General features: G+C 56.2%; 13 protein-coding genes. 8 read left to right on the top strand and 5 right to left on the bottom strand.

Annotation, left to right across the window (positions count from 1 at the left end):
* Positions 1 to 224 (bottom strand): hypothetical protein (locus tag LBR61_02185; protein ID MDR1730883.1); only part of this gene is annotated, 224 nt, incomplete at its 3' end.
* 276 nt (positions 225 to 500) lie between these two features.
* Between LBR61_02185 and LBR61_02180 the strand changes: the two genes are divergently transcribed.
* Complete coding sequence (locus LBR61_02180) at positions 501 to 2,108, top strand: mannitol dehydrogenase family protein (protein ID MDR1730882.1); 1,608 nt, start codon at positions 501 to 503, stop codon at positions 2,106 to 2,108.
* Between the two features lie 17 nt (positions 2,109 to 2,125).
* On the opposite strand, the gene LBR61_02175 is transcribed toward LBR61_02180, so the two are convergent.
* From LBR61_02175 to LBR61_02165, 3 genes are all read right to left on the bottom strand, one after another.
* Positions 2,126 to 2,908 (bottom strand): TIGR02757 family protein, encoded by a 783-nt coding sequence (locus LBR61_02175; protein MDR1730881.1) that lies wholly within the window; start codon positions 2,906 to 2,908, stop codon positions 2,126 to 2,128.
* Between the two features lie 155 nt (positions 2,909 to 3,063).
* A complete protein-coding gene (locus tag LBR61_02170; GenBank protein MDR1730880.1) occupies positions 3,064 to 3,555 on the bottom strand; it encodes a ferritin in 492 nt (163 codons plus the stop codon).
* Between the two features lie 4 nt (positions 3,556 to 3,559).
* Complete coding sequence (locus LBR61_02165; GenBank protein ID MDR1730879.1) at positions 3,560 to 3,925, bottom strand: desulfoferrodoxin; 366 nt, start codon at positions 3,923 to 3,925, stop codon at positions 3,560 to 3,562.
* A gap of 304 nt (positions 3,926 to 4,229) precedes the next feature.
* On the opposite strand from LBR61_02165, the gene LBR61_02160 reads away from it, so the two are divergent.
* From LBR61_02160 to LBR61_02145, 4 genes are read left to right on the top strand one after another with little or no spacing between them, the layout of a single operon-like run.
* Positions 4,230 to 5,282, top strand: coding sequence for a hypothetical protein (locus LBR61_02160; GenBank protein MDR1730878.1), 1,053 nt, complete (start codon positions 4,230 to 4,232; stop codon positions 5,280 to 5,282).
* Positions 5,283 to 5,333: 51 nt separating this feature from the next.
* Positions 5,334 to 6,110 (top strand): tetratricopeptide repeat protein, encoded by a 777-nt coding sequence (locus LBR61_02155; protein MDR1730877.1) that lies wholly within the window; start codon positions 5,334 to 5,336, stop codon positions 6,108 to 6,110.
* Between the two features lie 39 nt (positions 6,111 to 6,149).
* Positions 6,150 to 6,956 carry a hypothetical protein gene (locus LBR61_02150; GenBank protein MDR1730876.1) on the top strand — a complete coding sequence of 269 codons (807 nt, stop codon included), beginning with the start codon at positions 6,150 to 6,152 and terminating at the stop codon, positions 6,954 to 6,956.
* A 17-nt stretch (positions 6,957 to 6,973) separates the two neighbouring features.
* On the top strand, positions 6,974 to 7,375 hold the full coding sequence (locus LBR61_02145; GenBank protein MDR1730875.1) for a hypothetical protein: 402 nt from the start codon (positions 6,974 to 6,976) through the stop codon (positions 7,373 to 7,375).
* Positions 7,376 to 7,580: 205 nt separating this feature from the next.
* Here the strand turns inward: LBR61_02145 and LBR61_02140 are convergent, their stop codons facing one another.
* Complete coding sequence (locus tag LBR61_02140) at positions 7,581 to 8,771, bottom strand: pyridoxal phosphate-dependent aminotransferase (protein MDR1730874.1); 1,191 nt, start codon at positions 8,769 to 8,771, stop codon at positions 7,581 to 7,583.
* Positions 8,772 to 8,977: 206 nt separating this feature from the next.
* Here LBR61_02140 and LBR61_02135 point away from each other — a divergent pair, with 206 nt between their 5' ends.
* The 3 genes from LBR61_02135 to hslU all read left to right on the top strand — a co-directional run bounded on the left by LBR61_02135 (position 8,978) and on the right by hslU (position 11,994).
* Positions 8,978 to 9,910, top strand: a complete 933-nt coding sequence (locus tag LBR61_02135; protein ID MDR1730873.1) for a tyrosine recombinase XerC — start codon at positions 8,978 to 8,980, stop codon at positions 9,908 to 9,910.
* Between the two features lie 132 nt (positions 9,911 to 10,042).
* Positions 10,043 to 10,585, top strand: coding sequence for an ATP-dependent protease subunit HslV (gene hslV / locus LBR61_02130; GenBank protein ID MDR1730872.1), 543 nt, complete (start codon positions 10,043 to 10,045; stop codon positions 10,583 to 10,585).
* An 11-nt stretch (positions 10,586 to 10,596) separates the two neighbouring features.
* Entirely contained in the window at positions 10,597 to 11,994 is a 1,398-nt protein-coding gene (hslU, locus tag LBR61_02125) for an ATP-dependent protease ATPase subunit HslU (GenBank protein MDR1730871.1), read from the top strand.
* Positions 11,995 to 12,110 lie beyond the last annotated feature (116 nt).

Below are 12,110 nucleotides of genomic sequence, written 5' to 3'. Positions count from 1 at the left end.
GGATCTCCGGTGTTCAGGATGTCGCGAAACTCCTTATCCAAAAATTTTTGTTTCACATTCGTATCGGCCGCGGCGTACAGTTCCGGAATTGCCCGTTTCAGCAGAAGGTAAAAGAATCGATCGATCAGGTCTTTCCAGAGTCCGTCATGATCGAAGTATTCCTGCTTTCCGGCGCCGCTGCCTTCTGCCGCCTCGGCGTGATTGAAAATATCTGTCCTCGTCACAAACTCTCATCTCCTCGTGGTTTCATTTTTTATCCGCTCTGAAGAATTTGCCTCCGTCATTTACTCGGAATTCTTCTCAGATCAGGCTTTTACACGAGGCTTTATAATTTTTTCATCTGGTAAATTTTTCATTTCCATATTTTTCGTATAATGAATTCGTATAATGAGAGAAGAAGCGCAGAGCGGGAAAATGATGCGACGCGAAACGCCGGAGTCTCTGCGCGAAAAAAACGGATGTAAAAAACGAGCCCGTTCGACAGGAGGAGGACTTGAGCGATGTTGCGACTGAACCGAAACGATCTGGTGAGAAAATCCGAATGGGAAGCCGCGGGAATTGCGATGCCTGCGTACAATTACGCCGCTGTGGTCGAAGAAACCATGAAACATCCACGATGGCTGCATTTTGGGGCGGGAAACATCTTTCGGGCCTATATCGCCAGGCTGCAGCAGCAACTGCTGAATGAAGGAAAGACCGACTCCGGAATTATCGCGGTGGCCCCCTACGACCATGAAATCATCGAAAAAGTCTACAGGCCCCACGACAACCTGACCCTGGTGGCATCCCTGAAGCCAAACGGAGACATTGTGACAGAGCTGGTGGCTTCCATCGCCGAGTCGCTGGAGGGACGGACCGGAAGGAAACGCCTGGAGGAAATCGTCAGATTTCCGGAGCTGCAGATCATGAGTTTCTGCATCACCGAAAAAGGTTACGCCCTGACGGATCTGAAAGGAGAGCTGCAGGAGCAGGTAAAACGGGAAATGGCCGAAGGTCCGGAAAGCGCCCGGCACACCATGTCTCTGGCGGCCACCCTGATGCTGGAGCGTTTTCGAGCCGGAGCCGCTCCGCTGGCGCTGCTCAGCCTGGACAACTGCAGTCATAACGGCGAAAAACTGCGCAATGCCGTGCTGACCGTGGCTCGTGCCTGGGTGGAGAAGGGATTCGCCGAAAAAGATTTCATCGCCTTCCTGGAGGACGAGAAGCGGGTTTCCTTCCCCTGGAGCATGATCGACAAAATCACCCCGCGCCCCTCCGCCGAGGTCAGCGAATACCTGACAAAAAAGGGTGTGGAGGGCATGGAGCTTCTGGTTACGGAGAAGGGAACCTATATCGCCCCCTTCGTCAACGCCGAAGTTCCCGAATATCTCGTGGTGGAGGACAGTTTTCCCGCCGGCCGGCCGCCGCTTCAGGAGGCCGGAGTGTATTTCGTGGACAGGAAGACGGTGAACGACGTGGAGCGAATGAAAGTCACCACCTGCCTCAACCCCCTGCACACGGCACTGGCGATCTGCGGCTGTCTTTTGGGGTACACGACCATCTCCTCCGAGATGAAAGATCCTCTCCTGAAGGCGCTGGTGGAGCGCATCGGATACGCCGAAGGAATGCCGGTGGTCGTGAACCCCGGTATTTTCAGGCCAAAGGACTTTATTCGCGAGGTGCTGGAAGATCGATTCCCCAACCCCTTCATTCCCGACACTCCCCAGCGTATCGCCACCGATTCCAGCCAGAAAATCCCCATCCGTTACGGCGAAACGATCAAGGCCTGGATGAAGCGCCCCGACCTGGACATGAAGGACCTCGTCGGCATCCCCTTCGTCATCGCGGCCTGGTTCCGTTATCTGTTGGGCCTGGACGACAGACTGCGCCCCATGAAAATCAGCGACGACCCCATGCTGCCGGAGCTGAAGAAGGGACTGGAAGGCGTAAGAATCGGTTCTCCCGAAACGGCCGCCGGACGGCTGCGTCCTTTTCTCTCCAACCCCGCGCTGTTCGGTGTGGACCTGTACAAAGCAGGTCTGGGAGAAAAAATCGAGGCGACCTTCGCCAAAATGCTGAAAGGAGAAAATGCCGTCGCGGAGACGCTGAAGGCAACAGTTCAGCCCTGAACTTCAGTCGGATATGTTCAGTCGGACGGAAGAGGCAGGTCGTCGATGGAGAGGCCGGAACGGATGCCGAAGCGGCTCAGGACAAAATCGCAGCGGGTGGGGTCCTGGGGATACAGGGCGGCGAAACCCCTGGTGATTTCGAGAACGGTTCGGAGGTCGGCCTGCCTGCGGTTTGTCAGGCCAAAGCGAAGCGCAATGCGATGAATATGGGTGTCCGTGGGCATGAGCAGATCCCGGGGGGAAAGAACAGTCCACCCTCCGGGATCAACTTCGTCCCGTCGAACCATCCATTTCAGCCAAAGCAGCAGACGCTTACAGGCGCTTCCGTCCTCCGGCGCGGTCAGAAGCGAAAAGCCGGGGCGTTTCGGCTCCAGCGTCCGGGAAAAAAGGTTCAGCCCCTCCAGAAGGCCGCCGCCCTTTTGAACGCAGTCCCCCATAAACGCTTCGAGAGAGCCCTGGCTCCGCAGAACCTCCGCCGTCCGCTCCAGAAGGGCGGCCACCTGTTCCCCCCTGGTGAAACGATGGCGGAAGTCCCCCAAAAGATTTTTCAGGCTGGAGGCGCGACGCTCCAAAAAACGCCGGGGATGGCTTCCCATGAGCGTCAGGATGGTTTGTACGCTCTTCAGAATCTGGGCAACACGACCATAAGCCAGGCTGGACGCAATCAGCCCAACAATTTCCCTGTCCCGAAGATTCTCGTAATCGTAGAGAAAAACGAGAGGGTCAGGCCGTACCAGTTCCCGCCGGTTGTAGACGAAATAAAGTCCATCCAGCAGAGCTTTCAGCTGAACGTCATTCATACAGAAGATCTCGGAAAAAACCGACCGGAACCCAAGGACGGAGCCTGCGTCGTTTCACGGCTGTCGCTCCGCAAAATCGGCGGTCCACTGCCCCCCGGAATTCCCCTGGAGAAAGGAAACAACCCCAGGGACTGCTCCCCTTCTCCAGTGCATCGTCAGCGCTGAGCCAGTTCCTTGTCCAGAAGATAGACGCTCGTGTTGGAAGTGCCAACAAATTCCAGTTTTTTCACGATGTCTTCCGGGCTGGATTCCTCCTCGATCTGCTCTTCGATGAACCAGCGCAGAGTTGCGGCGGTCATGTGGTCCTTCTCCTCAATGGCCAGGTCCATCATTTTGGATAAACGCTCGGTCACGGCCCGCTCGTGAGCGAGAACGGCCCTGAATACGCCCAGAGGCCCGTCGAACTCCGCTTTGGGTTTCGCCAGCGCATCCAGCAGGACTCGCACTCCGCGTTCGGAGAGATAGTGCATCAGTTTCTCCACGTGCCCCAGTTCTTCTTTGGCCTGCGTGCGCAGCCAGTGGGCCATTCCCTTCAGGTTCTGATCCTCCAGATACGTCGACATGGCGAGGTAAAGATAGGACGATTCCAGTTCGGCTTTGATCTGGTCATTAATGCTGGCCGCCATTTTCGGACTTATTGCTGACATGGAACTACTTCACTCCTTTCCAAAGACCATGCTTATTGCAGTATTCCCTGGCATAAACATTTCCCGACGGTTTGTCGAAAACGGCTTCCGGAGCCGCCTCCGGCGAAAGAAAACGGCGGTATACCTCACCGTCGCCGATAACCTCTATCCACTCGATAAAATGATCGGCCTGCATGGGATGCGCCACGTTCCCAACCTTCACCCTGTCTCCGTCAAATACGGGAACGTGCTTCTCCTGAGCGGCGTCAGCGACATTTTCCGTGAGTTTTTTCATCGGCTGCCCGCAGCACGCCAGGGGGCCGCCCCCCACGTGAAGGACTTCCACCATGTTGCCGCAAAGTTCACATTTGTAAATATCAAGTTTTTCCATTGGATAAACCCCTCCTGTCTGTCCGTTAAGGACCTCTCTATTATTACCACATAAGAATTATTGTCAAGAATCTCCGGGGCTTTTCCTGCAGAAATCACGAGAATTCCCCCTTTTTCGGCGCGAAATACCTGTTAAAATTTCCGGGTAACGGCGAAGAATGATACCAAATGGATTCGTATTTCCTCAAGGTTACTGATGCCGTCTGCCGATAAAAAAGAAGCGGTGTATTTGAGATCGCGTTTCGAGAAGATGCCCGAAGTTCAATGTTTCGGACAGAAGAGCGGAAGTTTGGGAGTGACGCCGGGTGAACTGGGGAAAAAAGGGTTGTATTGCGTGTGTGGGGCTGTTGTGGATGATTTTCGGAGCGGGCGTGTCTCCGGCGCCGGCGGAGGAACCCCGCCGACTTTCCGTAGCGCTTTTTCCCACGGAGAATCATTCGAGTCTGGAGGTCTGGCAAAGCAAATATTATCCTTACAGTATTCTCGAACAGAAAATGACGGAATATCTGGCCTCGCTGTTTTACGCCTCACCGCTGATCGACGTCACGGTTCTCGATGAAAACGGGATGAATCGCTGGCTGAACCAGCCTTACCGGGACGAGGATATGGCGCTGCAGATGGAGCTTTACGACGCCAGCATGAAAGAGCGGGAGATTTCCGGGTCCTTCGAATCGGGAAGGGTCGCTCTGCGGTTCCGGATCTTCGACTCGGTCAACGGAGAACAGTTCGCGACCCGGGTCGCTTCGGGAAGCTCCAAACGCTATACCTTCAACCCCGGAGACGGCGGGCTGTTCTGGATCGACGCCCTGATCGTGAACCTTCCCATTCCGGTACGGGACGGTTTTGACGCTCTTGGACTGACGAAAGTTCCCGACAGGGGGCAGAAGATGAGCCACCTCACCTGGGAGCAGTTTTCTCCCACCCCCTACTGGCAGGCCGTCAAAAACGCCATCGCGGACGGTTATCATCAGGCTATGGGACAGGTTTCCAACGCCATTCGGCGCAACGAGCCGGATGCGGCGGAGAACGGCACGGACAGCTTCTCTCCGGGTTTTTCCACGGTGGGACGCATCATTTCCCCCACGGCCGACTCCACCCGCAGGAAAAGGGAATATATCATCTCTCTGGGGCGCGGCGACGCGATCCGCGTGGGAGATCTTCTGGACGTGGTGCGCAGTGACACCTATGTCACCGTCGATCCCGAAAATCCGGTGGTCGTGATGCCCCGAACGGTGGGAAGGGTCAGGGTGATTTCCCTGCAGGAAAAGAACGCCGTGGTTCGCGTCGTCAGGGACAACAAAAAGGAACCCATCCAGTTGAAGGACATCGTCGTCAAAACGACCGGTCCCCTCAACTGATGAGAACTGAATGAGATGAAGGGCCGGACTCATGGAGAATTCGAGACGGGTATGGAGCGTGCAGGAATGAAATGGAACGGTAAACGCAAATGGATTTGTTTTTGGGTCATGTTTTTCTGTGCGGCGTTCGCCTTTACGGAGGAAGCCGGCGCAAACGGCAACGTTTCCGCGGACGCTCCGGTTCCTCCTGCGGACAGCCGGTCCGTTCGCAGGGCGCCGATTAAGCGCCCGGTCAAAAAACCGACGAAGATAAAAAATAAGGCCGCCCGAAGCCCCGTCGCCAAACCCCATGTCCGGCAGCAGACGTCTTTGGAGCGGGGCATCGCTCTTTTGGAGCAGGAGCGTTACACCCAGGCCCGGCCCTGGCTCCAGAAAGCGGTTCAGGAAGAGCGCCGCAACCCCTGGGCCTGGTATTGGTACGGCGTTGTTCATGAGCGCGTGGGAGAGTTTCAGCAGGCGCAGTTTTTCTATACGAAGGCCCTGGAGCTGGATCCCGCGCTTCCTCCCCTGTCACGAATCGTAGCCTATCCCGACAGCGGAGAGCGTCAGCCTTTGTGGGATCCCCTCCGTCCGGCCCGGATCTACTCCATACCCACCAACGACCAGGGCGTGGCGATCATTCCGCCGGACGCTCCCCAGGCCACGAGCCGGCCCGTTCGCCCTCCGCTGGATCCGGAGGTCCCAAAGGTTCCGGTCTACGTGCCGCCGGAGCCCACAGATTCCGTCGTCCCCGGCGACGCAATACAGCCGCCGGTCTACGTGCCGCCGCCTCCGCCGGAGGAGATCGCTTCGGAGGACAAAAGCGTGATGGACGAACCGAACCCGTAAATGCATATGCGAAATGAACATGAACGGAAGGGATCCTTTATGAAAAAAATCTTTGTTGCGGCAGGAGCGATTTTTTCGCTGTGGTGTGGAGGAGAGGCGTGGCTGTGGACGACCTCCGCCGCCGCCAAAACCTACGTGGCGGAGCCTCTGCTGGTGGAACAGCCGGCCTACGCGGGGATGCGTTTTTATGTTTATAAGCCCTACGACATGCCCTCAAACTGGTACGTGACCTTCGACGGCTACCCGGTGACGAAAAACAGGGACGGCGTTTGGGTGTACGGGACTAATGCCGGCCCTTCTCTGACGCCCACCAATTACATCGTGGGGTCGGTCATTCCGAGTATGGCGGGACTTTCGCCCTGGACAAAATCCGTTCATATCTCCTCGGTTTCGACTCTGCCGCAGCTGAGAAATTCCGCTCCGGCGGGGAAGAACGCCGGAGCCATAGCCGTTCAGCAGCCAAAATCCGGTACGACCCGAATTCCGGAGGGAAAACTTCAGTCCACCTACGTCCCGGACTGGTTTTTCAATACCCGGTTCATGGCGCTGGGAAACTGGAAGCAAAGCGTCGATCGCATCGGAATCCTCCACAAGCCCGCGATTCCCGTGGCCTGGCGCGGAAATCACCCGAAAGTCATCTACGCCTGGAACGGACGAAGCTGGTATCAGATGATTCTGCGTGAAAGCCAGACGCCCGCCGAAGTGCTGAAGGAAAACATTTACTCTCTGGTTCGCATGGTGAATCGCAACAACTTTATCTGGTACGAGGCGGACATGCCCGTTCTGTCCCAGCAGGCCGCCGTGTGGGGCTATTACTGGATGGGCGAGATCGTGCCTTCGCGCTGATGGCGGTTTGGTAAAATATGAAGAATCCCATGTTCATGTTCCGGCTCATTTTTCTGACCGCGGCGGTTCTTTGTTTCGCGGAGGGTCCTCTCTTTGCCGCCCCCGCTCTGGTCACGACTCCGGAGTGGGGCGACCCCTTCACTATGACGGTGGAGCCTCGAAACACCCCTGAGGCCCTGGGCACGCGAACCCGGGACGGGTATCTCGTTTTTCCCTCCCGAAGCGGCGAAGGGGTCATTTTCATTGAGCCCCGGGGAGATCGAATCCCCGTCCCTCTGTGGACGCCAAAGGGCGTTGTCCCCGATATCGTCACCGGACCCGCCGGAGAGGAGGTTCCCCTTCTGCAAATTCACGGAGGTCATCCGGAACTGGCTCCCCTCGAAGGGCAGAACGACGGAAAAAGAAATTATTTGAAGTAAAAGGCCTGATGAAGAAACTAAGCGATTCACACAAGTCACTACGTTCGTTGGTTCGCTGCTTATGAAGTTAGAATAGCTAAAAGCAATGATATTCAAACATCAGCTTCTTCATTAATACTTGATTGAAAATACTTGATTGAAAGCAAATTGGCAGGAGAGCCGAAAAGCGCGCTCCGATTCGACAGAAGGAGCGCGCTTTCTGTGGTCAGGAGTTTCGGAAAACGCCTGCGACCCGATCCAGGGCATCTTGAAGAATGCTGCGGGGACAGGCCAGAACGATGCGTTCGAAACCGTTTCCCTCCGGTCCGAAAATTTTGCCCTCGTCAAGCCAGACCTTCGCCTCCGTCAACATGCGTTTCTGCAGTTTGTCCGGGTTCGTCTCCAGGGCCCGAAAGTCCAGCCAGGCCAGGTAGGTTCCCTCCAGTCGGAAAGGCTTCACCGCGGGCAGATTTTCCTTCAGGTACGACACCATGAATTCATAGTTGCCATGAATGTATTTCAGAACTTCGTCGAACCACTTCTCCCCGTGCCGATAGGCCGCCTCCATGGCCACAATCGCGAACATGTTGGGGCGGGAGATGCTGTTTTGAATCAGAATATTTTCGAATCTCCGGCGCAGACGCCTGTTGGGAATGACCACCACCGTTCCCACCAGTCCCGCCAGGTTGAAGGTTTTGCTGGGAGCCAGAACGGTGACGGAGTTGTCCCGAAGAGCCGGACTGATGCCGGCGAAGGGCGTGTGTTTATACCCCGGCATGACAATGTCGCAGTGGAGCTCGTCGGCCAGCACCAGAACGTCATGAGCCGCGCAGATTTCCCCCATACGCTCCAGTTCCTCTCTGCGCCATACGCGCCCCACGGGGTTGTGGGGGTTGCAGAGAATGAAGAACGTCGTTCGGGGATTGGCGGCCTGACGCTCGAAGTCCCCGAAGTCTATTTCATAGCTGTCTCCGGCAATTTTCAGGGGACTGTTGGCGATTTGCCCTCCGTTGTTGAAAATGGTTCGGAAAAAGGGATAGTACACCGGACGCTGAAGCAGAACCCGGTCACCGGGCTGACAGTAGGCCTGCACGGCCATGTGCGCCGCCGGAACCGCCCCCGGGGCCATCAGAATCCAATCCCGTTCGATATGCCATCCGTGACGTTTCTCCATCCAGGCAACGATGGCGTCGTAACAGGATTCAGGGACGATCGGATAGCCGAAAATACCGCGCTTCACCACGTCGGACAGGGCCTCCACGATCTCCGGAGCGGCGCGGAAATCCATATCCGCAACCCACAGGGGCAGAACCTCTCCAACGGGATAATTCACACCAATATCCGCGCCAGGAACGCTGTCCCATTTTGAACTGTTCGTGTTGCGCCGCTCAATGACCCTGTCAAAGTCATATGTCATAATCAGATCCTCCCCTTGTCGTTTATACGCGTTTTTGCTGAACGCCTCGTACAAGTGTATACCATAGCACAACATTATTGAAAATTTCCCGCTGTCACTCAGGGGCGAACATGTTACAATGCCATTGCGTCGCTGTCCGAAGGGGATCGGAGAGACGAGCGGAACGTAATTGACGGAAAAGTCAGGAGTAAACGAGTAAAAAGCAGATGAGTAAAGAACAGATTTCCCATGCCGTTACTTATTTTCTCGATTATATCCGTGAAAAATACCAGTCGAACCATACGTTCGTCAACTATGAAGTGGACATTCGCCAGTTCATGGACTACCTCGAAGAGCGAAAAACGGAACGTCTGGAGGAGGTGGACACCTCCAGCCTGAGGACCTATCTGCGCGGGCTTTTCGGCTGGGGATACTCGAAGACCACCATCTCAAGAAAATTGTCCGTCCTGCGCAGCTTTTTCGCCTGCCTGAAGGAACACGGCATTCTGGAGACCAACCCCGCCCGGGGCCTTCAGGGACCCTCCGCCCCAAGGAGCATTCCGCGGGCGATTTCCGTGGAATCCGTGGAGATTTTGTTCAAAATGGCGGAGAGCAGCGAAACTCCCGTAAGAGATACGGCTGTCATGGAGGTCCTCTATGGAGCGGGCCTGCGTATTTCAGAGCTGGTGAGCCTGCGGTGGGACGACGTGGACATGGAAGAACGCTGGCTCCTGATTCTGGGCAAGGGAAGCAGGGAACGCCGGGTACCCTTCGGAACCTGCGCCCAAAGGGCTTTGACGGCGCTGAGAAGGCAGGAAGGGGAAGAATCGAACGGATTCGTTTTCGCCGGACGAAAGGGAAAACCTCTGACGGTGCGCACGGTCCATCGCGTCGTCACGAATCTGGCCGCCAGAGGCGGTCTGGAAGGCGTCACACCTCACGTCCTGCGCCACAGCTGCGCGACGCATCTGCTGGAAAGAGGAGCCTCGCTGAAATTCGTGCAGGAGTTTCTGGGACACGAGAACCTTTCAACGACTCAAATTTACCTGACGGTCAGCGCCACCTGGATGAAGGAAAGCTACCTGAACAGCCATCCCCGGGCCCGCATGGAAGGCCCTGCGTCTGCGGAAAGCCCTGAAGATTCCGGCGAAGAGGAATAATGTCTGACGGCAGCCTGTCGCCCCGGCGCAGAGGTACATTGAGCAGAAAAGTATATTTTCAAAATAAGGTAAGATTTTTAATGTGTGGTTATATTTTGAAGAATGTTTCGGGACTTCGTTAAAATAGAGGGGATGAAGATTCTGTTCGAGGGAACGACGATAGTATGTGTACGATCTGGAAAGAACGTCGCCATGGCAGGCGACGGGCAGGTGACCCTGGGGAATCAGATCATCAAGGCCAACGCCCGCAAGGTACGCCGGCTTTACAACGGAGCCGTCCTGACCGGGTTCGCCGGCAGTACGGCCGATGCGATGACGCTTCTGGAGCGATTCGAGAATCGTCTCGAACAGTGCAGAGGCGATTTGATGAAGAGCGCCGTGGAACTGGTGAAAGAATGGCGTCTTGACAAGGCTCTGAGGCGCCTTGAGGCCATGCTGCTGGTGGCCAACGTGGAAACGACGCTGCTTTTGTCCGGAGCCGGAGACATCATCGAACCGGAGGGGGACGTGGCCTCCATCGGGTCGGGGTCCGGATTTGCCCTGGCGGCCGCCCGGGCCCTCCGTGAGGGGACGGACTGGGAGCCGGCGCGCATCGCCAGACGCGCCATTGAAATCGCCTCGGAGATATGTATCTATACGGACAGCGTGGTCACGCTGGAGGTGTTGGGAGAATGAGCGGCTTTGAACTGAGTGTGGACCTGACTCCGGCAAAAATTGTCGGATATCTGAACCGCTATATCGTCGGACAGGAAAAGGCAAAACGGGCTGTGGCCGTCGCCCTGCGGAACCGGGAAAGGCGGAGGAAGCTGCCCCCCGAAATGGCCAGAGAGATCAGCCCCAAGAACATTCTCATGGTGGGGCCCACCGGCGTGGGCAAGACGGAAATCGCCCGCAGGCTGGCAGGTCTCGTTCACGCGCCCTTCGTGAAGGTGGAGGCCACAAAATTCACGGAGGTGGGCTACGTGGGGCGGGATGTGGAGTCCATCATACGAGATCTGGCGGAATCCGCCGTGGCCATGGTGAGAAAGAGGATGCTCTCGGACGTCCAGGGCCCCGCGGGAGAGCGGGCGGAACAGCGTCTTCTGGACGCGCTGCTGCCCCGAAGCGAGAGAAAATTTTCCATGCCGGATCTCATGAGGGTGTTCGGAAGCGCGGCTACAGAGGCCGAAGAGACGGGGGAACCCGAGGAAACCCGAAAGAACGAGGCGACCCGGGAAAGGCTTTTGAACATGCTCCGGGAAGGGCGACTTGAAGACCGGGAAGTGGACATTGAAATCTCAGAAAACGCCGTGACAGGCATATCTTTGATCGGCGCGTCGGGCATGGACTCAATGGGAATCAATCTGAGCGAGATTCTGGGCGGTATGCTGCCAAAAAAATCCCGCAAACGCCGCATGAAAATTTCCGAAGCCCGACGCGTGCTCACCGCGGAAGAGGCTGAAAAGCTGATCGATATGGATGCCCTCTCGAAAGAAGCCCTCGAAACGGCGCAGGAGGACGGCATCGTCTTTTTGGACGAACTCGACAAGATCGTGGCGAAGGGCAGCGGCGGCGCGAGCCCCGACGTAAGCCGCGAAGGCGTCCAGCGCGACCTGCTGCCCATCGTGGAGGGCTCCGTGGTCCAGACTCGCTACGGCCCGCTCAGGACCGATCACATTCTCTTCATCGCCGCGGGCGCCTTCAGCGGGGTCAAGCCCTCGGACCTGATTCCCGAACTGCAGGGACGCTTTCCCATCAGGGTCGAACTGCAGCCCCTGAGCTGGGAAAACCTGAAACAAATTCTGCTCGAACCGGAAAACAGCCTCCTGAAGCAGTACACGGCGTTGATTGGGACAGAGGGGTCTGAGCTGCGCTTCACGGACGACGCCACCCGGGAAATTGCGGTACTGGCCAGTGAAATGAACTCCGAAATGGAAGATATAGGCGCGCGACGCCTGCACACCATGCTGGAACAGCTGCTGGAAGAAATCAGTTTTGAGGTCTCCGACGACACCCGGCGGGTTATAGAAATCGACGCCGAATTTGTACGGAATAGGCTAAATTGTCTGGTCGAAAATAGGGATATTCGCCGGTACCTTTTATAAAAGACCCTTTAAAATTATCAGTGAATAGTTTTGTGGCGGAACAGCCCTATATTCGCTTAAATTTTGAAGACAGGATTTGTACTGATAAATATGACTTGATGAATATGACTTGAATA

Source organism: Synergistaceae bacterium (assembly GCA_031272035.1).
GTDB lineage: Bacteria > Synergistota > Synergistia > Synergistales > Aminobacteriaceae > JAISSA01.
Note: the sequence above shows the minus strand (reverse complement) of the source record. Positions and strands in the feature narration are given on the sequence as shown.